21 protein-coding genes are annotated in these 21,748 nt (G+C 61.9%); 19 read left to right on the plus strand and 2 right to left on the minus strand.

Annotated features, from left to right (window positions below; all coding sequences use genetic code 11):
* Window positions 1-103: 103 nt before the first annotated feature.
* The 6 genes from ACP7AL_RS20045 to ACP7AL_RS20070 all read left to right on the plus strand — a co-directional run bounded on the left by ACP7AL_RS20045 (window position 104) and on the right by ACP7AL_RS20070 (window position 6,275).
* Window positions 104-1,735 carry a CTP synthase gene (locus ACP7AL_RS20045; RefSeq protein ID WP_425993688.1) on the plus strand — a complete coding sequence of 544 codons (1,632 nt, stop codon included), beginning with the start codon at window positions 104-106 and terminating at the stop codon, window positions 1,733-1,735.
* A gap of 94 nt (window positions 1,736-1,829) precedes the next feature.
* A complete protein-coding gene (locus tag ACP7AL_RS20050) occupies window positions 1,830-2,618 on the plus strand; it encodes a hypothetical protein (protein WP_425993690.1) in 789 nt (262 codons plus the stop codon).
* Between the two features lie 276 nt (window positions 2,619-2,894).
* Window positions 2,895-3,227: an NIPSNAP family protein gene (locus ACP7AL_RS20055; protein ID WP_006020709.1), complete on the plus strand. Its 333-nt coding sequence runs from the start codon at window positions 2,895-2,897 to the stop codon at window positions 3,225-3,227.
* Window positions 3,228-3,249: 22 nt separating this feature from the next.
* Window positions 3,250-4,122 (plus strand): VOC family protein, encoded by an 873-nt coding sequence (locus ACP7AL_RS20060; protein WP_425993692.1) that lies wholly within the window; start codon window positions 3,250-3,252, stop codon window positions 4,120-4,122.
* A 68-nt stretch (window positions 4,123-4,190) separates the two neighbouring features.
* The gene (kdsA, locus tag ACP7AL_RS20065; protein ID WP_425993695.1) at window positions 4,191-5,054 is read left to right on the plus strand and encodes a 3-deoxy-8-phosphooctulonate synthase; all 864 of its coding nucleotides are present in this window, start codon (window positions 4,191-4,193) and stop codon (window positions 5,052-5,054) included.
* 45 nt (window positions 5,055-5,099) lie between these two features.
* Complete coding sequence (locus ACP7AL_RS20070) at window positions 5,100-6,275, plus strand: MFS transporter (RefSeq protein WP_006020706.1); 1,176 nt, start codon at window positions 5,100-5,102, stop codon at window positions 6,273-6,275.
* Here the strand turns inward: ACP7AL_RS20070 and queF are convergent.
* Window positions 6,272-6,751, minus strand: a complete 480-nt coding sequence (gene queF / locus ACP7AL_RS20075) for a preQ(1) synthase (protein ID WP_425993698.1) — start codon at window positions 6,749-6,751, stop codon at window positions 6,272-6,274. The genes ACP7AL_RS20070 and queF overlap by 4 nt on opposite strands.
* A 139-nt stretch (window positions 6,752-6,890) precedes the next feature.
* Between queF and eno the strand changes: the two genes are divergently transcribed.
* From eno to ACP7AL_RS20135, 12 genes are all read left to right on the plus strand, one after another.
* On the plus strand, window positions 6,891-8,174 hold the full coding sequence (gene eno, locus ACP7AL_RS20080; RefSeq protein ID WP_425993700.1) for a phosphopyruvate hydratase: 1,284 nt from the start codon (window positions 6,891-6,893) through the stop codon (window positions 8,172-8,174).
* Window positions 8,175-8,305: 131 nt separating this feature from the next.
* On the plus strand, window positions 8,306-9,430 hold the full coding sequence (locus ACP7AL_RS20085) for a CaiB/BaiF CoA transferase family protein (RefSeq protein WP_425993702.1): 1,125 nt from the start codon (window positions 8,306-8,308) through the stop codon (window positions 9,428-9,430).
* Window positions 9,431-9,537: 107 nt separating this feature from the next.
* On the plus strand, window positions 9,538-10,089 hold the full coding sequence (locus tag ACP7AL_RS20090; RefSeq protein WP_425993704.1) for an NADPH-dependent FMN reductase: 552 nt from the start codon (window positions 9,538-9,540) through the stop codon (window positions 10,087-10,089).
* Window positions 10,090-10,166: 77 nt separating this feature from the next.
* The gene (locus ACP7AL_RS20095; protein ID WP_024921855.1) at window positions 10,167-10,484 is read left to right on the plus strand and encodes an FtsB family cell division protein; all 318 of its coding nucleotides are present in this window, start codon (window positions 10,167-10,169) and stop codon (window positions 10,482-10,484) included.
* A gap of 214 nt (window positions 10,485-10,698) precedes the next feature.
* A complete protein-coding gene (gene pdhA / locus ACP7AL_RS20100; protein WP_425993707.1) occupies window positions 10,699-11,721 on the plus strand; it encodes a pyruvate dehydrogenase (acetyl-transferring) E1 component subunit alpha in 1,023 nt (340 codons plus the stop codon).
* Between the two features lie 13 nt (window positions 11,722-11,734).
* On the plus strand, window positions 11,735-13,150 hold the full coding sequence (locus ACP7AL_RS20105) for a pyruvate dehydrogenase complex E1 component subunit beta (RefSeq protein ID WP_425993709.1): 1,416 nt from the start codon (window positions 11,735-11,737) through the stop codon (window positions 13,148-13,150).
* An 18-nt stretch (window positions 13,151-13,168) separates the two neighbouring features.
* Window positions 13,169-14,536, plus strand: a complete 1,368-nt coding sequence (locus tag ACP7AL_RS20110; protein WP_425993711.1) for a pyruvate dehydrogenase complex dihydrolipoamide acetyltransferase — start codon at window positions 13,169-13,171, stop codon at window positions 14,534-14,536.
* A gap of 61 nt (window positions 14,537-14,597) precedes the next feature.
* The gene (locus tag ACP7AL_RS20115; protein ID WP_041711615.1) at window positions 14,598-15,014 is read left to right on the plus strand and encodes an endonuclease domain-containing protein; all 417 of its coding nucleotides are present in this window, start codon (window positions 14,598-14,600) and stop codon (window positions 15,012-15,014) included.
* A 2-nt stretch (window positions 15,015-15,016) separates the two neighbouring features.
* The gene (gene lpdA / locus ACP7AL_RS20120) at window positions 15,017-16,435 is read left to right on the plus strand and encodes a dihydrolipoyl dehydrogenase (protein ID WP_425993713.1); all 1,419 of its coding nucleotides are present in this window, start codon (window positions 15,017-15,019) and stop codon (window positions 16,433-16,435) included.
* Window positions 16,436-16,537: 102 nt separating this feature from the next.
* Window positions 16,538-16,813, plus strand: a complete 276-nt coding sequence (locus ACP7AL_RS20125; protein ID WP_024919353.1) for a GlsB/YeaQ/YmgE family stress response membrane protein — start codon at window positions 16,538-16,540, stop codon at window positions 16,811-16,813.
* 263 nt (window positions 16,814-17,076) lie between these two features.
* Window positions 17,077-18,801 carry a dihydroxy-acid dehydratase gene (gene ilvD / locus ACP7AL_RS20130; protein ID WP_006020689.1) on the plus strand — a complete coding sequence of 575 codons (1,725 nt, stop codon included), beginning with the start codon at window positions 17,077-17,079 and terminating at the stop codon, window positions 18,799-18,801.
* The gene (locus tag ACP7AL_RS20135) at window positions 18,788-19,618 is read left to right on the plus strand and encodes a tetratricopeptide repeat protein (protein ID WP_425993716.1); all 831 of its coding nucleotides are present in this window, start codon (window positions 18,788-18,790) and stop codon (window positions 19,616-19,618) included. Before ilvD ends, ACP7AL_RS20135 begins: the two co-directional genes overlap by 14 nt.
* Before the next feature lie 22 nt (window positions 19,619-19,640).
* Here the strand turns inward: ACP7AL_RS20135 and xth are convergent, their stop codons facing one another.
* Window positions 19,641-20,426, minus strand: coding sequence for an exodeoxyribonuclease III (gene xth / locus ACP7AL_RS20140; RefSeq protein ID WP_425993718.1), 786 nt, complete (start codon window positions 20,424-20,426; stop codon window positions 19,641-19,643).
* 182 nt (window positions 20,427-20,608) lie between these two features.
* Here xth and ACP7AL_RS20145 point away from each other — a divergent pair, with 182 nt between their 5' ends.
* Window positions 20,609-21,745, plus strand: coding sequence for an efflux RND transporter periplasmic adaptor subunit (locus ACP7AL_RS20145; protein WP_425993720.1), 1,137 nt, complete (start codon window positions 20,609-20,611; stop codon window positions 21,743-21,745).
* Window positions 21,746-21,748 lie beyond the last annotated feature (3 nt).

The following is a 21,748-nucleotide window of genomic DNA, read 5'->3' on the forward strand; positions in this document are numbered from 1 at the left end:
GACTGAACTCACATATCGAAGTCACCCACAGCGTCGCGATTTATCGGCGTGCGCGTGGGTTTAGTTTTGCGAATCACACCGGCGGAGTTAAAGGTAGAGTCCCATGACGCGGTATATTTTCATCACCGGCGGCGTGGTCTCCTCGCTCGGCAAGGGTCTGGCTTCAGCAGCGCTCGGCGCTGTTCTGCAGTCACGAGGCTACAAGGTCCGCCTTCGCAAGCTTGATCCCTATCTCAATCTCGATCCCGGAACGATGTCGCCGTATCAGCACGGCGAAGTGTTCGTGACCGATGACGGCGCCGAAACCGATCTCGATCTCGGTCACTACGAGCGCTTCACCGGCCGTCCTGCGACCAAGCAGGACAACATCACCACAGGGCGCATCTATCAGGACATCCTGAACAAGGAACGCCGCGGCGACTATCTCGGCGCGACCGTGCAGGTGATTCCGCACGTCACCAACGCCATCAAGGAGTTCATCCTCGGCGGCAACGAAGGCTACGACTTCGTGCTGTGCGAAGTCGGCGGCACTGTGGGCGACATCGAAGGCCTGCCGTTCTTCGAGGCGATCCGTCAGGTCAAGAACGACCTGCCGCGCGGTGAAGTGATCTACATCCACCTGACACTGCTGCCTTACATTCCAAGTGCTGGCGAACTGAAGACCAAGCCGACCCAGCACTCGGTCAAGGAACTGCGCTCCATCGGCATCCAGCCCGATATCCTGCTGTGCCGCACCGACCGCGAGATTCCGAAGGAAGAGCGCCGCAAGCTGGCGCTGTTCTGCAATGTCCGCGAATCTGCCGTCATCGAGGCGCGCGACGTCGACAACATCTACGCGGTGCCCGAGGCCTATCACGCCGCCGGCCTCGACGACGAAGTGCTCGCCGCATTCGGCATCGTCGATATCAAGCCGCCCAAGCTGGAAAGCTGGCACACCATCAACGAGCGTGTCCGCAATCCCGAAGGCCAGGTGACCATTGCCATCGTCGGCAAGTACACCGGCATGAAGGACGCCTACAAGTCGTTGATCGAGGCGTTGTCGCACGGGGGCATCGCCAACAAGGTGAAGGTCAATCTCGACTGGATCGAGTCCGAGGTCTTCGAGAACGAAGATCCCGCGCCGTTCCTCGAACACGTCAACGGCATTCTGGTGCCGGGCGGCTTCGGCCAGCGCGGTGCGGAAGGCAAGATCAAGGCGGCGCGTTTTGCACGCGAGCGTGATGTGCCGTATTTCGGCATCTGCTTCGGCATGCAGATGGCGGTGATCGAGGCCGCACGCAATCTGGTCGGCATCGAGGATGCCAATTCGACAGAGTTCGGCGCGACGAAGGAGCCCCTGGTCGGCCTGATGACCGAATGGCTGCGCGGCAATGAACTTGAAAAGCGCAGCAAGGCCGGCGATCTAGGCGGCACCATGCGGCTCGGCGCTTATCCCGCCTCGCTCAAGAAGGGCAGCCGCGTCTCGGAAGTTTACGGCGGGGCGCTGGAAATTTCCGAGCGGCATCGTCACCGCTACGAGGTCAACACCGCCTACAAGGACCGTCTCGAACAGCATGGCCTGCGCTTCTCGGGCATGTCGCCTGACGGCGTGCTGCCGGAAATCGTCGAGTACGAGGATCATCCGTGGTTCATCGGGGTGCAGTACCACCCCGAACTGAAATCGCGTCCGTTCGAGCCGCATCCCCTGTTCGCCTCGTTCGTGCAGGCGGCGATGGTTCAGAGCCGGCTGGTTTAAGTCCGCTAGGCGCTCGGCGTTTCGCGGCAAGCCGCATGGGGGCGGTTCTCCTGAGCCGTTTGAACAACAGCGAAACTGGCGAGATCGAAGCGGCATGATTCCGAAGATCAAACCTCCGGGGCTTGAAGGCGACCAAACTGCGCGGCCGTGGGGCAAGCCTGCGGGCGATGCGCCGCCTCCGCAGGAAAACCAGTCCGTCCCGCGCAGCCGAAGATCGCTGTGGTCTGTTCTGTTCGTGGTGCTGCTGATCGCAACCTACGGCGTGAGTGCGTATCAGGATCTGTCTTCGCCGGGTGCGTGGTCGTACTGGAAGGACTATTTTGGCTCGCCCAGCATGACGGCAACGGCTGTCACCATGGCAGATGGCCGCAAGGGACTCGCAATTCAGGGGCAGATCGGGCCTGCCGCCGCAGGCTGGTTTCGCGAACAGCTCGATGCGGCCAAGCTGAGCAGCGGCGATGTTGTGTTTCTGTCGTCGCCGGGGGGCTCACTCGATCAGGGCCTGATCATGGGTGCGGTGGTCCGCTCGCGCGGACTGACCACGATTGTGGGCAAGGTCGATTCCAGCGGACGCCCGCAACCTGCGCGTTGCGCCAGCGCGTGCGTCTTCGTTTTCGCGGGAGGCAAGATCCGTGAGGCCATGCCGCGGTCGATGCTCGGCGTGCATCAGTTCAGCAGCACAGGAGCTAAAGGCGAAGAGTCCGCGGGAGATATCGTGTCGCGTACCCAGCGCACCACCGGCATCATTCTCGATTACATGACGGAGATGGGCGTTTCGCCTTCCATCATGCAGGCGATGACTGCGAGCAAGGACATCCGCTGGCTCACGGAGAAAGAGGCCTTTGATCTCAATCTGGTCACGGCTCGTTACGCCGGAAGCTGATCGTTATTTTGGACAGCCCGAGGTCTGGTCGCCGGTGCGGGCCGCGGGCTTGCCGCGTTGCCGGTGACTGTGCCGGGCCGGATGCCATCAAGCCGAATGCGATGACGGCCAGTGTCAAACAACGCACAGTCTTTTGCATGACAATTCTCGCATTGGTCCCATCGCCGGGAAGCGCTTGATAACGGACCGCGCAGGCGACTATATGCCGGTTCTGGAGAGCCTGCATAATCACAGTCGGCGCGGTTCGCACGCCGGTTCAATCAACAAGAGGGGCCCATGAGCAAAATCTATGAAATGCGCGTTTATCGCTGTGTCCCGGGGCGGCTTCCGGATCTGGTGAAGCGCTTCGAGAATCACACGCTGAAGATCTGGGAAAAGCACGGCATCCGTCAGGCCGGTTTTTTCACCACGGTGGTCGGCCAGTCCAGTCAGGAACTGACGTACTTCCTTGCGTGGGATTCACTGGCGGAGCGCGAGCAGAAATGGGGCGCGTTCCAAACCGACCCGGTCTGGATATCCACGCGCGCCGAAACCGAGAAGAACGGTCAGATCGTCGAGAACATCACCAGCCAGTTCCTGGCGCCGACGGCCTTCTCCGCGGTGAAGTGAGGGCGCGTCTCGCGCACCGGTCATGCCTCGCGGTCTCGATCATATCGTCCATGCCGTCCGCGATCTCGATGCGGCGGCGGACTTCTATCGCCGTGCCGGCTTCAGGGTCGGCGCGCGCAACAGGCATCCGTGGGGCACACATAATCATGTCGTGCAGTTTCCCGGCTTCTTTATCGAGATTCTGACGGTCGCCGAACCCGAGAAGCTCGGAGACGACGGCCTGTCGCTGCATTTCGGTGTTCCGAACCGCGAGGCGATCGCGCGCGGCGACGGCTTTTCGATGCTGGTGCTTGAGAGCACCGACAGCGAGGCCGATGTCGCCGACTTCGCGCGACATGGCATTGGTGTATCCAAGTCACTGCCGTTTTCGCGTGAGGCAAAACGACCGGATGGAAGCTCCACGACTGTCGGTTTTTCGCTCGCCTTCGCGCGTGATGCACTGTCGCCCCACACGACGTTCTTCACCTGCAAGCAGCACAATCCGGCCGCGTTCTGGAATGCGGACTATCAGCAGCACGCCAATCGCGCGAGCGGTGTGCTCGGCGCCGTCCTCGTCGCCGACAATCCGAGCGACCATCATATTTTCCTCGGTGCACTGACCGGGGTGCGCGATCTCCATTCGAGTTCGATCGGCGTCACCGCAAACACGCCGCGCGGCGATGTCGAGATCATCCAGGCGGTGTCGTTCCACGACCAGTTTGGAACCTTGCCGAAACTGGACGGCGAGGGCGCTTCGATCAAAGGCCTGCGCCTTGCGGTGCCGGACATCGACGCTACCGAACGGGTCCTCAAAAGTGGCGGGGTGGCCTCGCATCGCCATATCGGCCGGCTGGTGGTGCCGTCCGGGGCAGCTTTTGGCGCAACCCTGATCTTCGAGGCCCCGTCGAAGATTTGACGGGCCGGACTTGATCGGGCACTCCCTCACCGGCATGGTCCACCCGATTTTCTGAAAAGGGATACCCTTTGAACGCCAAGATTTCCGCGGCCCCGGTGGTTTCCGCAGGCAACGTCAAATTCGGCAACGCATTGCCATTGGCGGTGATCGCCGGGCCATGCCAGTTGGAGAGCCGCGCGCATGGGCTGGAAGTCGCGTCCGCGCTGAAGGAGATCGCCGCTCGTCTCAATATCGGGCTCGTCTACAAGACCTCGTTCGACAAGGCCAACCGCACCAGCGCGTCCGGCGCGCGCGGGATGGGGCTTGAGAAAGCGCTGCCGATCTTCGCGGAGATTCGCGAAACCCTCGGTCTGCCCGTGCTGACCGACGTGCATGAGATCGAGCAATGTGCGCAGGTCGCCGAAGCGGTCGACGTGTTGCAGATACCCGCGTTTCTCTGCCGGCAGACGGACCTGCTGCTGGCCGCGGCCGCGACCGGCAAGGTGGTCAACGTCAAGAAGGGCCAGTTTCTTGCGCCGTGGGACATGGCCAACGTGGTCGGCAAGGTCACTGGCGGGGGCAATCCCAACGTCATGGTGACCGAACGCGGCGCATCGTTCGGCTACAACACGCTGGTGTCCGACATGCGGGCGCTGCCGATCCTCGCGCGCACCACCGGTGCGCCGGTGATCTTCGATGCGACCCATTCCGTACAGCAGCCGGGCGGCAAGGGGACCTCATCCGGCGGCGAACGCGAATTCGTGCCTGTGCTGGCGCGGGCGGCCGTCGCGGTGGGTGTCGCGGGGGTGTTCATCGAGACACATCCCGATCCGGACAACGCGCCGTCGGATGGTCCGAACATGGTTCCGTTGAAGGATTTCGAGGCTCTGGTGAAGAACCTGATGGCTTTCGACGCGCTCGCCAAGGAAACAGGAACGAGCGGAACGCGCTGAGGCCGACAGGGCCAGCGCGGTGCGAAGGGAACGAACGAAGTCCTGATGCTGCCGATCCTCAACATCATCGCCGCCACGACGTTCGCCGCTGCCTTGTCATCGCGCGCGATGGAGCCGGTGCTGCCGCTGGTGGCCGACAGTTTCGGCGTGACGGTCGCGACCGCCGCAAGCCTGTCCGCCGTGGTCGCTTTCACATTTGCCATTGTGCAGCCCATTCTCGGCGCGGCCGCCGACATGTTCGGCAAGGCGCGGCTGATGATCGCGTGTCTGATCCTGCTGGGTGCGGCGAATATCGTCGGCGCGATGGCGACATCGTTCGAGATGCTGTTTCTGTCGCGCGTCCTGTGCGGCATGGCGGCGGGGGGCACATTTCCCATCGCCTTCGGGCTGACCAGCGATCTCGTGCCGACGGCGCAAAGGCAGGTGGCGCTGGGCCGGGTGCTCGCCGGTGCGATGACCGGAAACCTGCTGGGTGCGACGGCCGCAGGCGTGATTGGCGATTTTCTGGGATGGCGCGGCGTTCTGGCTGTCCTCGGCGCGATCATGGTGATTGCATCGGTGGCAGTCTTCATTGGCTTCCGCCGCGGCGGCGTCACCAGCCCGCGAAGCGGCGTGAGCTTGAAATCGCTCAAGGACGGCTATCGCACCATCCTGAAAAACCCGAACGCGCGCGTTGTTTTCATTGCCGTGTTTATCGAGGGAATTTGCGTTCTCGGGCTGCTTCCGTTCGTCGCCGCGTTTCTGTTCGAACTCGGCGAGACGCGCGCCTCGATCCCCGGTGTGGTGATCGCCGCGTTCGCTGTCGGCGGTCTGCTCTACACCGCGAGCGTGTCCCGGATGCTGCCGCGTTTTGGCGTCAACGGGTTGATGGTCGGCGGCGCTATTGTGGTGGCGCTTCAGTTTCTCGTCGTAGCTATTGGACCGCGTTGGGAAATTCAGGCCATCTGCTTTCTTCTGATGGGCTGGGGATTCTACTCGCTGCACGGGTCGTTGCAGGTGTTCTCGAGCGATCTAGCGCCCGAAGCGCGCGCCTCGGCGTTGTCGCTCCATGCGTTCTGCTTCTTCATGGGGCAGGCGGTCGGGCCGATCCTGTACGGCTTCGCACTGTCACACGCCGGCAAAATCCCCACGCTGATAATCAGCGCAGTCGCCATCCTTGTGCTCGGGATCGTTGCGGCGCGGCTGCTTCACCAGAAGCCGGCGGAAATGACGGATATCTAACCCCGTCCGCGATAGGGCAGGACGCCCTGATCCGGCACCCACACAGTCGCCGGCAGCTTGCCGGCCTGCCAGAACACATCGATCGGCATGCCGCCGCGCGGATAGAAATATCCGCCGATCCGAAGCCAGCGCGGCGCCAATAGTTTCGTCAGCCGCTTGCCGATGGACACGGTGCAGTCCTCGTGGAACGAGCCGACATTTCGGAAGCTGTTGAGATAGAGCTTCAGCGACTTCGATTCCACGAGCCATTTGTTCGGCACGTAATCGATGACGAGAATGGCGAAATCCGGCTGGCCGGTGACCGGGCAGATCGAGGTGAATTCCGGCATCGTGAAACGTGCGACATAATTCGTGTCGGTATGCGGATTCGGCACCCGGTCGAGTTTGGCCGTATCGGGCGAAGCGGGCGCTTCGACCTGCTGGCCGAGTTGCAGCGATGTTCCGGCGGCCTTGGCCGCGCGAGGCTTTCTGGACATAGGTGTCTCCGTTTGCCGTCTGATAGCCGGTCCTGATCAAAACGTCACGGGATCAAAGGCTTCGGATGGTCTTTTCCGGCGCGGCGCGTTCCTGTAGAAGCTGCCCCAAACCTCAGAACCTGATCCTGAAAGGGCGCACATGACCGCAATCGTCGACATCATCGGCCGCGAAATTCTTGACAGCCGCGGCAACCCGACCGTCGAAGTCGATGTGGTGCTGGAAGACGGCTCGCTGGGCCGCGCTGCCGTTCCCTCGGGCGCTTCCACGGGCGCGCATGAGGCCGTCGAACTGCGCGACGGCGACAAGGGCCGTTATCTCGGCAAGGGCGTGCAGAAGGCCGTCGATGCGGTCAACGGAGAGATATTCGATGCCATCGGCGGCATGGAGGCCGAACAGCAGGTCCAGATCGACCAGACCATGATCGATCTGGATGGAACACCGAACAAGAGCCGGCTGGGCGCCAACGCCATCCTCGGCGTGTCGCTGGCTGTCGCCAAGGCCGCCGCGGAATCGCTCGGCATGCCGCTGTATCGCTATGTCGGCGGCACCTCGGCGCGCACCCTTCCGGTGCCGATGATGAACATCGTCAACGGCGGCGTGCACGCGGACAATCCGATCGACTTCCAGGAAATCATGGTGATGCCGGTCGGAGCGAAGAACTTCGCGGAAGGACTGCGTTGCGGCGCCGAGATTTTCCACACGCTGAAATCTGAACTGAAGAAGGCCGGTCACAACACCAACGTCGGCGACGAGGGCGGCTTTGCGCCGAACCTGCCATCGGCGGACGCAGCGCTCGATTTCGTCATGAGCGCGATCGGCAAGGCCGGATACAAGGCCGGCGGCGACGTCATGCTGGCGCTGGATTGCGCCTCGACCGAATTCTTCAAGAACGGCTCGTACGTCTATGAAGGCGAGAAGAAAACCCGCTCGCGTTCGGAGCAGGCGAAGTATCTCGCCGACCTCGTGTCGCGTTATCCGATCGTCTCCATCGAGGACGGCATGGCCGAAGACGACATGGATGGCTGGAAGGAACTGACCGACCTGATCGGCAGCAAGTGCCAGCTTGTCGGTGACGACCTGTTCGTGACCAACGTCACGCGCCTTGCGGATGGCATCAAAAAGGGCCTCGGCAATTCCATTCTGGTGAAGGTCAACCAGATCGGCTCGCTCACCGAGACGCTCGCCGCGGTCGAAATGGCGCACAAGGCAGCCTACACCGCCGTGATGTCGCACCGCTCCGGTGAAACAGAAGACTCAACCATCGCCGATCTCGCCGTCGCCACCAACTGCGGTCAGATCAAGACCGGATCGCTGGCGCGCGCGGATCGCACGGCGAAGTACAACCAGTTGCTGCGCATCGAGCAGGAACTCGGCAACCAGGCGATCTACGCGGGCCGCTCGGCGCTCAGGGCGCTGGCGTAAACCACGGTTCGTCGGAAGTCTTGCCGACGCAACGCTGGGTTTCGTTTTCACATCGCGGTTGCGGCTTGCCTTGGCAGGCCGCACTCGCTTGAGTGGCGTCCGCTAAGATCGAGTTGCGGGAGAACGACGCCATGAATGGTCCGCTTGCCGGAATCAAAGTCATCGAGATCGGGCAGGCGCTCGCGGGCCCGCTGGCCGGCGCGATCATGGCCGACATGGGCGCGGACGTCATCAAGATCGAGAAGCCCGACGGCGGCGACGATGCGCGCAGTTGGGGACCTCCCTTCATCGAAGAGGCATCGATCATGTTCCATGTCACCAACCGCAACAAGCGGTCGGTGACGCTCGACATGAAGAATGCGGACGATATCGAAAAGCTGAAGACGCTCGTGCGCGATGCGGACATCCTGATCCAGAATCTGCGCTCGGGCGTGGTCAACGAGCTCGGCATCGGTCCCGAGCACATGCGCGCCATTAATCCGCGACTGATCTACTGCTCGATCTGGGCGTTCGGACCGAAAGGACCGCTGTCGAAGGCACCGGGATTCGATCCGCTGCTTCAGGCGTTTGGCGGCGTGATGATGCAGACCGGCCGCCATGAAGATCCGCCAACGTTCTGCGCACCGGCGATCAACGACAAAGCGACCGCGCAGTGGTGCGTGATCGGCGCGCTGGGCGCGCTTCAGCAACGGCATGTCACCGGCAAAGGCTGCGTGATCGACACCTCGCTGCTCGACAGCGCGGCGTCGTGGGTCGATTCATCGCTCGCGACGTATCATGTTACGCAAGAGCTTTCGCCACGAACCGGCGCCGCAACGCCGACCATCGTGCCGTATCAGGTGTTCGACACCGCGGATCGTCCGCTGGTGATCGCGGCCGGTTATGACCGGCTGTTTCACAAGCTCGCAGTCGTACTCGGATTTCCTGAGTGGTGCACCGATCCGAGGTTCGCGCGGGGCAGGGACCGGTTTGTCCATCGTGAGATTCTGATCGGACTGTTGAAGCCGGTGCTGCTGACAAGGAAGCGCTCCGATTGGCTTGCCGCTTTTGAGAAAGCTGGTGTGCCGTCCAGTCCGGTCAATACCATCGCCGAGTTGCAGCAGACCGAACAGTTCAAGGCGTCCGATCTGATGCGCACGTTGCCCGGCAGCGAGTTGCCGGTGGTGGGCCTGCCGATTTCATTCGACGGCCAGCGTCCGCATCCGCATTCCGGCGCGCCGCGGCTGGGTCAGCACAACGACGAGCTTTGGGGCTAGTCCCGCAGGACACGATTCCGCGACCCAAATTTAATGCACTTGCATCCTTTCAGGGGCGAGGCTAAGCCCGCTCTACCGCGTTTTGTTTGCCTTGAAAGGATGTTCTCATGGCCCATACCGTTGCAGTGATTGTCGGCAGCCTCCGCAAGGAGTCGTTTTCGCTCAAGATCGCAAATGCGCTCGCCAGGCTCGCGCCGCCGTCGTTGAAGCTGGAAATCATCACGCTGCACGGTCTGTCATTCTTCAACCAGGACCTTGAGCCGAACCCGCCGGCGGACTGGGTCGCGTTCCGTGAGAAAATCCAGGCATCCGACGCCGTGCTGTTCGTGACGCCCGAATACAACAGGTCGACCTCGGGCGTGTTGAAGAATGCGATCGATGTCGCTTCGCGCCCGTACGGAAAGAGTTCATTCCTTGGCAAGCCGACGGGCATCGTCGCCAATTCACCGGGCCCGCTTGGCGGCGTTGCCGCAGCCATGCACCTGAAATCCATTCTTCCGGGTATTACCGGACCCATTCTGCAGCAGCCCGAAATCTACCTGAACGGCGTGGGCGACGCCTTCGACGACAAGGGCAACCTGACCAAGGAAGCGCTGGAGAAGGTTCTGAAGGCCTATATCGATGCGTTCGCTGCATGGATCGAACGTCTCAAGAAATGACTTTATCCGCGACGTGAAGGTTTCAAGACGGCCCGGTTGTTAGTGATAGGTTAACCGGGCTGTCGCATCGTGCGGATATGGTTTCACGCACGCGACTCAAAGCCATCATGACCGGCCTCGCGCTGTACGCGATTGCGGCGGCGCTGATCGCCTATTTCGGCGTCAATGCCTATACCGGCAAGTACGGTCTGAACGCGCGCCAGGAACTTGATCAGGAAATCGTGCTGCTGACCGCTGAGCTTGCCCGGCTCAAAGCCGAGCGTACTGCGGCGGAACAGCGCGTTTCGTTGCTCCGTTCGGACCGCGTCGATCCCGATATGCTCGACGAACGCGCACGTTACCAGCTCGACTATGTGCATCCGCGCGATCTCGTGCGGATGACCGGTCAGAACTAGTATCCTAAAGCCCAACGCGACTGATTTCGCCGCGCGCTCCCTTGCGAACCGCCCACCAGGTTTCAAATTTCAAAAATCGTTCGCTTTCGAGTCTAAAATTGCTGTCGCTGCATTGCGTCATAGATGCGTGAAGCGTTTGCGCACGCGATCCTTTTCATTGCGATGTGAGTTGGGGTACAGAAGTTGGTACCCGCCTCTCTTATCCGGACAAGTTATGGCAACAGCGAAGAAAACGGCCACACCGGACGCCGGCAACGGCTCCCGCCCGCAGACCAATCTCACGTTCACGAAGGAGCAGGAGCTTCACGCGTTTCGCGAGATGATGCTGATCCGCCGTTTTGAAGAGAAGGCCGGTCAGCTTTACGGCATGGGTGCGATCGGCGGCTTCTGCCATTTGTACATCGGACAGGAAGCGGTCGTGGTGGGCATGCAGATGGCCCTCGAGCAGGGCGACCAGATCATCACCAGCTACCGCGATCACGGTCACATGCTGGCCTGCGGCATGGACCCCAAGGGCGTGATGGCCGAGCTGACGGGACGCGAGGCCGGCTACTCCAAGGGCAAGGGCGGCTCCATGCACATGTTCAGCAAGGAGAAGAACTTCTACGGCGGTCATGGCATCGTCGGCGCGCAGGTTCCGCTCGGCACCGGTCTCGCTTTCGCCAATCGCTATCGCGGCAACAAGAATGTCAGCATTGCCTATTTCGGCGACGGCGCGGCGAACCAGGGTCAGGTCTACGAAAGCTTTAACATGGCGGAGCTTTGGAAGCTTCCCGTGATCTTCGTTATCGAAAACAACCGTTACGCCATGGGAACCTCGGTCTCCCGCTCATCGGCGCAGACCGATTTCTCCAAGCGCGGCGCGTCGTTCAATATTCCGGGCGAGCAGGTCGATGGCATGGACGTCCGTGCGGTGAAGGCCGCAGGCGACAAGGCTGTGCAGTGGTGCCGTGAGGGCAACGGGCCTTACATCCTGGAGATGCAGACTTACCGTTACCGCGGCCATTCGATGTCCGATCCGGCGAAGTACCGGACCCGCGAGGAAGTGGACAAGGTTCGCCACGACAGCGATCCGATCGAGCAGGTGAGGCAGCGTTTGCTTGATCTCAAGGTGAGCGAGCAGGAATTGAAGTCGGTCGACGCGGAAGTGCGCGAGATCGTCAATGCGGCGGCGGATTTCGCGCAGCACGCGCCGGAGCCGGATGCCTCCGAACTTTACACCGACATCTACCGATAAGTGCGGAGCAACCATGCCGATTCAAGTTCTGATGCCCGCTCTTTCGCCCACCATGGAGAAGGGTAACCTCTCCAAATGGCTGAAAAAAGAGGGTGAAGCCATCAAGTCCGGCGACGTCATCGCGGAAATCGAAACCGACAAAGCCACGATGGAAGTCGAGGCCACCGACGAGGGAACGCTTGGCAAGATCCTCGTCGCCGAAGGCACCAACGACGTTGCCGTCAATACCCCGATTGCGACCATCCTGAGCGACGGCGAAAGCGCCGCCGATCTGGGCAAGGCTCCGGCCGCTGCAGCAGCGGCAAAAACCCCGGTTGAAGTTAAGCAGGAAGTTGAAGAGTCCCGCTCACCCGTCGGGGAAGGCAAGCCGCAGATCAGCGCGCCGCCTGCCGTCGCAGCCCCTGCGGCCCCGGTGGAGCCGGATCCCGAAGTGCCGCCGGGCACCGAGATGGTCAAGATGACCGTGCGCGAAGCGCTCCGCGATGCCATGGCCGAGGAAATGCGCCGCGACGAAGACGTCTTCGTGATGGGCGAAGAGGTCGCGGAATATCAGGGCGCCTACAAGATAACGCAGGGCCTGTTGCAGGAATTCGGCGCGCGCCGCGTGATCGATACACCGATCACCGAACACGGTTTTGCCGGCGTGGGTGTCGGCGCGGCGATGGCCGGACTGAAGCCCATCGTTGAGTTCATGACCTTCAACTTCGCGATGCAGGCGATCGACCAGATCATCAACTCCGCCGCGAAGACGCTCTACATGTCCGGCGGCCAGATGGGCTGCTCGATCGTGTTCCGCGGTCCGAACGGCGCAGCGGCACGCGTGGCTGCCCAGCACAGCCAGGATTACTCGGCCTGGTACTCGCAGATTCCGGGCCTCAAGGTTGTCTCGCCGTACTCGGCGGCGGACGCGAAGGGCCTGCTCAAGGCCGCGATCCGCGATCCGAATCCGGTAATCTTCCTCGAGAACGAAATTCTGTACGGTCACACCGGCGACGTGCCGAAGCTCGACGACTATGTCGTTCCGATCGGCAAGGCGCGCATCGTGCGCGCGGGCAAGGATGTCACTCTGATCGCCTGGTCGAACGGCATGACCTATGCGTTGGGTGCCGCCGATGAACTCGCCAAGGAAGGCATCGAGGCGGAGGTCATCGATCTGCGCACGCTGCGTCCGATGGACACCGAGACGATCATCAACTCGGTGAAGAAAACCTCGCGCGCAGTCGTGGTCGAGGAAGGCTGGCAGCAGTCCGGCGTCGGCGCGGAGATCGCGGCCCGCATCATGGAGCAGGCGTTCGATTATCTCGACGCGCCGGTCGCGCGCGTCTCGGGCAAGGACGTGCCGATGCCATACGCGGCCAATCTGGAGAAGCTTGCGCTGCCGACGGTGGCGGAAGTCGTCGCCGCGGCCAAAGCTGTGATGTATCGCTGAGAGAGCGGGAACAAGATCATGCCGATCAACATTCTGATGCCCGCGCTGTCGCCCACCATGGAGAAGGGCAACCTTGCCAAGTGGCTCAAGAAAGAAGGCGACAAGGTCAAGTCCGGCGATGTGATCGCCGAGATCGAGACCGACAAGGCGACGATGGAAGTCGAAGCCGTCGATGAAGGTACCATCGCGAAGATCCTCGTACCGGAAGGCACCCAGGACGTTCCGGTCAACAACGTCATCGCAGTTCTCGCCGGTGACGGCGAAGACGTGAAGGCTGCGGGAGCGGGAGCCGCATCGGCTGCGCCTGCTGCGAAATCCGAAGCACAAAAAGCTGATGCGCCGAAAGCCGCTGCGCTTGCCGCAGCACCGGCTCCGGCTGCTGCACCCGCGCCCGCAAAACCTGCCGCTGCAGCGGCCGCGTCTGCTGCTCCCGCACCAAGCAACGGCGCGCGTGTGTTCTCATCGCCACTGGCGCGGCGTCTTGCCAAGGAAGCCGGGATCGATCTGTCCCGCGTCACCGGTTCGGGGCCGCGTGGCCGCGTGGTTGCGCGCGACATCGATCAGGCGAAATCCGGCAAGGGCCTCAAGCCCGCAGCCAGCGCAGGCGCTCCCGCCGCGGCCACCGGTGCCGTCAGTGCACCCGCGATGTCGGACCAGCAGATTCTCGCGCTGTATGAGGAGGGCGGTTACGAGAGCATACCGCACGACTCGATGCGCCGGACCATCGCGCAGCGTCTCACGGCTGCGACCAATTCGATGCCGACGTTCTATCTCACGGTGGACTGCGATCTCGGCAAGCTCAACGCGGCGCGCGAAGAGATCAACGCCGCGGCGGGCAAGAATGCAGACGGCAAGCCGCTCTACAAGCTCTCGGTCAACGACTTCGTCATCAAGGCGATGGGAATAGCGCTGCAGAAAATCCCCGAGGCGAACGTGTCATGGACCGAAGCTGCGATGCTTCGCCACAAGCATTCGGACATCGGCGTCGCAGTGGCGCTGCCATTCGGCCTGATTACCCCGATCATTCGCCAGGCCGAAATCAAGACACTCTCGGCGATTTCCAACGAGATGAAGGATCTCGCCGCGCGCGCAAAGGCGAAGAAGCTCAAGCCGAACGAATATCAGGGCGGCACATCGTCGGTGTCGAACCTCGGCATGTACGGCATCAAGGACTTTACTGCGGTGATCAATCCGCCTCAGTCGTCGATCCTTGCGGTCGGAACGGGCGAGGAGCGTGCGGTTGTGCGCAACGGTCAGATCGTCGCAGCGTCGATGATGAGCGTGACGCTGTCGTGCGATCACCGCGCCATCGACGGCGCGCTCGGCGCCGAGCTGATCACGGCGTTCAAGAAGCTGATCGAAAATCCGGTGATGATGGTGGTGTAATTTCTTTTCCCTCTCCCCTCGTGGGAGAGGGTGGCAGCCGGAGGCTGCCGGGTGAGGGGGCATGCGCCAACGCGTAACGCAGTCGAAGCGAATATTCGCAAAGACGCTTCGTGTTAATGCGACTGACGCTGAAATTGCATTGTGGCGATTGCTGCGAGCCCGCAGACTGGCGGATATGAAATTCAGACGGCAGGCGCCGATTGGCGAGTGGATTGCAGATTTCGTGTCGTTCGACAGGCATCTTGTTGTCGAAGCCGATGGAAGCCAGCACGCCGATAGCGCGCGAGATGCGGCTCGCGATCACGATCTGGAGGCTCGGGGCTTTCGTGTATTGAGATTCTGGAACAACGAGATTCTTCAAAATCCAAGCGGCGTCGCTGAGGTCATTTTGGCTGCGGCGTCAAATTCCCCCTCACCCGGCGAGCTTCGCTCGCCACCCTCTCCCACAGGGGGAGAGGGAAGCAAGAAAAGCGTTTAGCTATGGCTGATAATTCCTTCGACGTCGTCGTGATCGGATCGGGGCCGGGCGGTTACGTCACCGCCATCCGCGCCGCGCAGCTTGGTTTCAAAACAGCCATTGTCGAGAAGGCCTATCTCGGCGGCATCTGCAACAACTGGGGCTGTATCCCGACCAAGGCGCTGCTGCGCTCGGCAGAAATCTATCACTACATGAAGCACGCCAAGGACTACGGCCTGTCGGCGGACAACGTCTCGTTCGATCCGAAGGCCGTGATCGCGCGCTCGCGCGGCGTGGTGAAGCGCCTCAATGGCGGCGTCGAATTCCTGATGAAGAAGAACAAGATTTCGATCATCTGGGGCGAGGCGACGCTCGATGCGCCGGGCAAGTTCACGGTGAAGAAGTCGGCGGCCGAAGCGCCGAAGGGATCGCTGGGCGAGGGCGCGTATACAGCCAAACATATCATCGTCGCCACCGGCGCGCGTCCGCGCGTGCTGCCGGGTCTGGAGCCGGACAAGAAGCTGGTCTGGACGTACTTCGAGGCGATGAACCCGGACAAAATGCCGAAATCGTTGCTGGTGGTGGGCTCAGGCGCCATCGGCATCGAGTTCGCCTCGTTCTACCGCACGATGGGGGCGGAGGTGACGGTGGTCGAAGTGCTGCCGCAGATCTTGCCGGTGGAAGACGCCGAGATCGCGGGTTTCGCGCGCAAGCAGTTCGAGAAGCAGGGCATCAAGGTGATGTCCAATACCAAGGTCACCAGGCTCGACAAGAAAGCCGACAGCGTCGTCGCCACCATCGATGACGGCAAGAAGCCGGTGCAGATCGAGGTGGATCGCGTGATCTCGGCGGTCGGCGTGGTCGGCAACATCGAAGGCTTCGGTCTCGAAAAGCTCGGCGTTAAAACCGACCGCGGCTGCATCGTCATCGACGGATACGGCAAGACCAACGTGCCCGGCATCTACGCCATCGGCGATGTCGCCGGTCCGCCGATGCTTGCCCACAAGGCCGAGCATGAAGGCATCATCTGCGTCGAAGCGATCAAGGGCCTGCATCCGCACCCCATGGACAAGCTGCTGATCCCGGGCTGCACCTATTGCCATCCGCAGATCGCGTCGGTGGGTCTCACCGAGGCGAAGGCGAAAGAGGCGGGTAAAGACATCCGCGTTGGCCGCTTCCCGTTCGTCGGCAACGGCAAGGCCATCGCGCAGGGCGAAGATCAGGGCATGGTCAAGGTGGTGTTCGACAAGAAGACCGGGCAGTTGCTCGGGGCCCACATGGTCGGGTCGGAAGTCACCGAACTGATCCAGGGCTTCGTGGTGGCGATGAACCTCGAGACCACTGAGGAAGAACTGTTCCACACCATCTTCCCGCATCCGACCATTTCGGAAACGATGAAGGAAGCGGTGCTCGACGCCTATGGCCGCGTGCTGAACATGTGAGGCTGGAACCTTTCCAGCCCGCCGGACCTTCGGTCCGTCACTGAAATAGGCTAGTTTCCGAGTGGCCGGACGATTCCGGGCGAAGCGACGGCAGGGGGTTCGATGAACGAAGCACAGGCCTTTTTCAGCCAGCCGGGAGTCGGCTTCTTCACCATGCTCCTGATCGGCGCCATCGCCGGCTGGATCGCCGAGCGGGTGACGTCGTCCAACCACGGCATCTTTACCAACATCCTGGTCGGCATCGCCGGGTCGTTCGTCGGCGCCAAGCTTGCCGAAATCGCGGAAGTGCCAGTCTTCGGTTTCTGGCGGACGCTCGTTTCCGCAGCGATCGGCGCGGTTCTTCTGCTGTTTGCCTGGCGGATGATCCGCGGAAGGTAACTGAACAAGTCCAGCAGCGACTTTCGGAATGAGCGCACGCGGCATCGTTGCCGCGCAGCAACGAATGTTGCGTGTCTACAACACTTCGTGAACATTTAACCGTGGCCCCAGCAAGCACTTGCGCGCGCCGCTATTTAGCCACACGCCTCCATGAGATCATTATTCCGTAGGCGAAACGCCACGGCATTCGCGATGGCATTGGAAGAACCTCCCATTTTTAGGGGTTTTCTGGCTCTCGGGACGGCTGCGGGACAAGGTTCACGATGGACGCGAAGAGCAACATCAAGTCGCGACTCCCAAGCCGTCATGTGACGGAGGGTCCCGCACGCGCTCCCCATCGCTCCTACCTCTATGCCATGGGCCTCACCACCGAGCAGATCCACCAGCCGTTCGTCGGCGTGGCGTCCTGCTGGAATGAGGCTGCTCCCTGCAATATTTCCCTGATGCGTCAGGCCCAGGCCGCAAAAAAGGGCGTCGCCTCGGCGGGCGGCACCCCTCGCGAATTCTGCACCATCACCGTGACCGACGGTATCGCCATGGGCCACGAGGGGATGCGGTCGTCGCTTCCTTCGCGCGAAACCATTGCCGATTCAGTTGAATTGACCGTCCGCGGCCATGCCTATGACGCCTTGATCGGGCTCGCAGGCTGCGACAAGTCCTTGCCCGGCATGATGATGGCGATGCTGCGGCTCAACGTACCGTCGATCTTCATCTACGGCGGGTCGATACTGCCCGGCAACTTCCGGGGCCAGCAGGTCACCGTCCAGGACATGTTCGAGGCGGTCGGCAAGCACTCGGTCGGCGAAATGTCCGACGAGGATCTGGACGAAATCGAGCGGGTGGCGTGCCCGTCGGCGGGCGCCTGCGGCGCGCAGTTCACCGCCAACACCATGGCGACCGTCTCCGAGGCGATCGGCCTTGCCTTGCCATACTCGGCCGGCGCGCCGGCTCCTTACGAAATCCGCGACAGCTTCTGCATGGCGGCGGGCGAAAAGATCATGGAATTGATCGCGCAGAATATCCGTCCGCGCGACATCGTCACCCGTAAGTCCTTGGAAAACGCAGCAGCCGTCGTGGCGGCGTCGGGCGGCTCGACCAATGCTGCGCTGCATCTGCCGGCGATGGCGCACGAATGCGGCATCGAGTTCGATCTTTTTGACGTTGCCGAAATCTTCAAAAAGACACCGTATATCGCGGATTTGAAGCCGGGTGGCCGTTATGTGGCCAAAGATATGTTCGAGGCTGGTGGAATACCGCTTCTGATGAAGACGCTCTTGGACAACGGTTACTTGCACGGCGACTGCATGACAGTCACCGGTCGTACGATCGCCGAAAACCTCAAGAGCGTAAAATGGAATCCTCACCAGGACGTGGTGTATCCAGCCGATAAGCCGATCACCGTGACCGGTGGCGTTGTCGGCATGAAGGGTAATCTCGCGCCCGATGGCGCGATCGTGAAAGTCGCTGGAATGTCGGTGTTGAAGTTCACAGGGCCCGCGCGTTGCTTCGATTGCGAAGAAGATGCGTTCGAGTCCGTGAACAACAAGACCTACAAGGAAGGCGACGTCATCGTGATCCGCTACGAGGGCCCCAAGGGTGGCCCCGGCATGCGCGAAATGCTCCAGACAACCGCGGCTCTCACCGGCCAGGGCATGGGCGGCAAGGTGGCTCTCATCACCGACGGGCGTTTCTCGGGAGCCACTCGCGGCTTCTGCGTCGGCCATGTCGGGCCTGAAGCGGCCGTCGGCGGCCCGATCGGCCTGATCCGCGACGGTGACATCATCGAACTTGATGCGGTCAACGGCACGCTCAATGTCAAACTGACCGATGCCGAACTGGCCGAGCGCAGGAAGGCGTGGAAGCCGCGTGAAACCTCGGTCGGTTCCGGCGTGCTTTGGAAATATGCCCAGCAGGTGGGACCGGCGGTCAAGGGCGCGGTGACCCATCCCGGCGGGGCGGCTGAGAAAGTGTGTTATGCGGACATCTGAGCGCATCGGTGTTGTTGTTGCTGCCCTGGCTGTCGCGTTTTTCGCGGCAGGCCCGGCCTTTGCGTTCGAGGGGACCACTCCCGGTAATCAGGACGCCACGCTGCCGGTCGTTGCCGCTCCCACCGGCGTTGCCGTGATCAAGAAGCCGGTTCCACCGGCCGACATTCCCCAGCCTCCGGCGACGTTGTCGGCGCTGCAATATGCCGCCGAGGGCGGCCATCCGGTGGCGCAGTGGAAGCTCGGGCGCATGTACGCCAAGGGCGACGGCGTCGCGCAGGACGATCTGCGCGCCTATGACTATTTCAGCAAGATCGCGAACGCGCACGCCGAGGATAGCCCGTCGGCGCCGCAGGCGACGATCGTTGCCAATGCTTTCGTGGCGCTCGGCCGGTATTACGTCTCCGGAATTCCGAACACCCGCGTAAAGGCTGATCCGGAGCGGGCGCGGGAAATGTTCTCCTATGCCGCGTCGTATTTCGGCAATGCTGAGGCGCAGTACAATCTGGCCCGGATGTATCTCGACGGCGTCGGCATGCCGCGCGATATCAGGTACGGCATTCGCTGGCTCGGGCTGGCGGCGCGCAAGGGCCAGCATCAGGCGCAGGCGCTGCTCGGCCAGATGCTGTTCAACGGCACCGGCTCTCAGCGTCAGGCGGCCCGCGGTTTGATGTGGCTGACCTTGGCGCAGGACAGCGCGGGGCCGGACGAGATCTGGATCAAGGACAGTTACAAGACCGCGCTCTCCAAGGCGTCCGAGGACGACCGGGCGATGGCGCTGCAGATGCTCGAGCGCTGGGTGCAGGGTCGCCGGGACTGATCTGTTCGCGTCGCGAACGTGTTTAGTTGAGATCCAGATCGATCCACACCGGAACGTGATCTGACGCCTTTTCCCATCCCCTGACGTAGCGATCGATGCCGGCATCGAGCAGCCGGTCGCTGGCTTGCGGCGACAGCAGCAGGTGGTCGATCCGGATGCCGTTGTTCTTCGGCCATGCGCCGGCCTGATAATCCCAGAACGTGTACTGACCGGGCTGGTCCGAAACCGCACGGATCGCGTCGGTCAGGCCGAGGTTCAGCAGGGCGCGGAAGCGCTCGCGCGTCTTCGGCAGAAACAGGGCGTCGTTCGCCCAGGCGGCGGGATTGTAGACGTCGCCATCGGCGGGAATGACGTTGAAATCGCCCGCCAGCACCAGCGGCTGCTCGCCTTTCATGCGCTCCTTCGAGTACTGAAGAAGCCTGTCCATCCATTTGATTTTGTATGGATATTTCTCGGTTTCCGGTGGGTTGCCGTTCGGCAGGTACAGGCACGCGATCCGCAGCGAGCCGTTTGCATGCGAGACCACGCCTTCAAGGAAACGGGCGTGCAGGTCGTCCGCGTCGCCGCCCAGACGCGGCGTGGTTTCGTCGAACCGGTACTTCGAGAGCAGCGCCACGCCGTTGAATGTCTTCTGGCCGTGGGTCACCACGTTGTAGCCGAGCGCCTCGATCGGCTCGCGCGGGAACGCCTCGTCCACGCACTTGATCTCCTGAAGGCAGACGATGTCCGGGGACCGTTCCTTGAGCCACGTCAGCAGGTGATCGAGCCGCTGACGGATAGAGTTAACGTTCCAGGTGGCGATCCGCATGTCCGATCCCGTTAGTTACGTGGGGCATTATTCCAAAGAATCCCCCGGTATCCCGTACCACGGGCGGTGCGGCTGTGATAAGCCGAATACAAATTAACGCTGGAAAACCAGCACTATGGGGTTGGGAAACGGCGGCTGTCTGGCGTGCTCGCGCAGCCTGAATCCTGAACCTGAGAGACGGCATGAACGGAAATTTTTTCAAACGGCGTACTTTGCTCATTGCGGGCATCCTTATTGCGGCCGTCGCGCTCTATGCGACCCGGTCGATGTGGACGAGCGGCGCGACCACCGCGCAAGCTCCGCCGCGGCAAGCAGTCTCCGTCGAAGTCGCGAAGGCTGAAAAGAAGCTGGTGCCGCTCGATGTGGATTCCATCGGCGCAGTCACCCCGATTTCGAGCGTTGCGCTGAAATCCCGGGTCGAGACCACCATCGTCGGGGTTCATTTCGAGGACGGCGCCCGCGTCAAGGAAGGCGATTTGCTGTTCACGCTTGATTCGCGCCAGATCGATGCGCAGATCGCACAGGCGGAAGGCAATCTTGCGCGGTCGCAATCGCAGCTCGTCGCCGCCGAGCGCGACATGAGGCGTTTCAACGAACTGATCGGCAAGGGCGCGACCACGCAGGTCAATGTCGACAATGCGAAGACCGCAGCCGACACCGCGACCGCGACCATTCAGGCCGATCAGGCCATTCTGGACAATCTGAAGGTTCAGAAAAGTTACACGAAGATTACGGCCCCCATCAGCGGCCGGATCAGTGCCGCGACCGTCAAGGTTGGAAACTTCGTCCGGCCGGCGGATACGTCGCCACTTGCGACCATCAACCAGATGGCGCCGGTTTACGTCACCTTCGCAATTCCCCAGCGCGTGCTGAGCGATCTGCGTGATGCGATGAAGGACGGCAAGTCGTCGGTGACGGCGACGATCCCCGGCAACGGCAAGTCGGAGACCGGCACCATCGCCATGGTGGAGAACACCGTCGATCCGACCACCGGCATGGTGACGGTGCGCGGCATGATGGGCAACGAGAGCGAATTGCTGTGGCCGGGAATTCTGGTCAACACCACGCTCACCGTGCGGACCGAAGAGGCGGTCATTGTGCCATCGGTCGGCGTCCAGCGCAGCCAGACAGGGAACTTCGTGTTCGTGGTCCGGGACGGCAAGGCGCAGGTTCAACCCGTTACCATCAGCCGCACGTTCCAGGGGTTTTCCGTGGTCGACAGTGGTCTGGAAGGCGGAGAGGATATCGTTGTTGATGGTCAATTGCTGCTGTCCAACGGCACGCCCGTCGCGCCTCGCAGCCGCAAGGCCGGAGCTTAATAG

This window comes from Afipia sp. DC4300-2b1, assembly GCF_049895725.1.
In the GTDB taxonomy this organism is placed as follows: Bacteria; Pseudomonadota; Alphaproteobacteria; order Rhizobiales; family Xanthobacteraceae; genus Afipia; species Afipia broomeae.

What these genes read in the sequence shown, in the direction of transcription:
- xth (WP_425993718.1), bottom strand. Translation starts at nt 20,426, where the DNA reads ATGCGGATCGCCACCTGGAACGTTAACTCTATCCGTCAGCGGCTCGAT.
- ACP7AL_RS20145 (WP_425993720.1), top strand. Translation starts at nt 20,609, where the DNA reads ATGAACGGAAATTTTTTCAAACGGCGTACTTTGCTCATTGCGGGCATC.
- ACP7AL_RS20095 (WP_024921855.1), top strand. Translation starts at nt 10,167, where the DNA reads ATGGTTTCACGCACGCGACTCAAAGCCATCATGACCGGCCTCGCGCTG.
- eno (WP_425993700.1), top strand. Translation starts at nt 6,891, where the DNA reads ATGACCGCAATCGTCGACATCATCGGCCGCGAAATTCTTGACAGCCGC.
- ACP7AL_RS20110 (WP_425993711.1), top strand. Translation starts at nt 13,169, where the DNA reads ATGCCGATCAACATTCTGATGCCCGCGCTGTCGCCCACCATGGAGAAG.
- ACP7AL_RS20060 (WP_425993692.1), top strand. Translation starts at nt 3,250, where the DNA reads ATGCCTCGCGGTCTCGATCATATCGTCCATGCCGTCCGCGATCTCGAT.
- ACP7AL_RS20135 (WP_425993716.1), top strand. Translation starts at nt 18,788, where the DNA reads ATGCGGACATCTGAGCGCATCGGTGTTGTTGTTGCTGCCCTGGCTGTC.
- ACP7AL_RS20070 (WP_006020706.1), top strand. Translation starts at nt 5,100, where the DNA reads ATGCTGCCGATCCTCAACATCATCGCCGCCACGACGTTCGCCGCTGCC.
- ACP7AL_RS20055 (WP_006020709.1), top strand. Translation starts at nt 2,895, where the DNA reads ATGAGCAAAATCTATGAAATGCGCGTTTATCGCTGTGTCCCGGGGCGG.
- lpdA (WP_425993713.1), top strand. Translation starts at nt 15,017, where the DNA reads ATGGCTGATAATTCCTTCGACGTCGTCGTGATCGGATCGGGGCCGGGC.
- pdhA (WP_425993707.1), top strand. Translation starts at nt 10,699, where the DNA reads ATGGCAACAGCGAAGAAAACGGCCACACCGGACGCCGGCAACGGCTCC.
- ACP7AL_RS20085 (WP_425993702.1), top strand. Translation starts at nt 8,306, where the DNA reads ATGAATGGTCCGCTTGCCGGAATCAAAGTCATCGAGATCGGGCAGGCG.
- ACP7AL_RS20115 (WP_041711615.1), top strand. Translation starts at nt 14,598, where the DNA reads ATGCGCCAACGCGTAACGCAGTCGAAGCGAATATTCGCAAAGACGCTT.
- ACP7AL_RS20090 (WP_425993704.1), top strand. Translation starts at nt 9,538, where the DNA reads ATGGCCCATACCGTTGCAGTGATTGTCGGCAGCCTCCGCAAGGAGTCG.
- ilvD (WP_006020689.1), top strand. Translation starts at nt 17,077, where the DNA reads ATGGACGCGAAGAGCAACATCAAGTCGCGACTCCCAAGCCGTCATGTG.
- ACP7AL_RS20125 (WP_024919353.1), top strand. Translation starts at nt 16,538, where the DNA reads ATGAACGAAGCACAGGCCTTTTTCAGCCAGCCGGGAGTCGGCTTCTTC.
- ACP7AL_RS20045 (WP_425993688.1), top strand. Translation starts at nt 104, where the DNA reads ATGACGCGGTATATTTTCATCACCGGCGGCGTGGTCTCCTCGCTCGGC.
- queF (WP_425993698.1), bottom strand. Translation starts at nt 6,751, where the DNA reads ATGTCCAGAAAGCCTCGCGCGGCCAAGGCCGCCGGAACATCGCTGCAA.
- ACP7AL_RS20050 (WP_425993690.1), top strand. Translation starts at nt 1,830, where the DNA reads ATGATTCCGAAGATCAAACCTCCGGGGCTTGAAGGCGACCAAACTGCG.
- ACP7AL_RS20105 (WP_425993709.1), top strand. Translation starts at nt 11,735, where the DNA reads ATGCCGATTCAAGTTCTGATGCCCGCTCTTTCGCCCACCATGGAGAAG.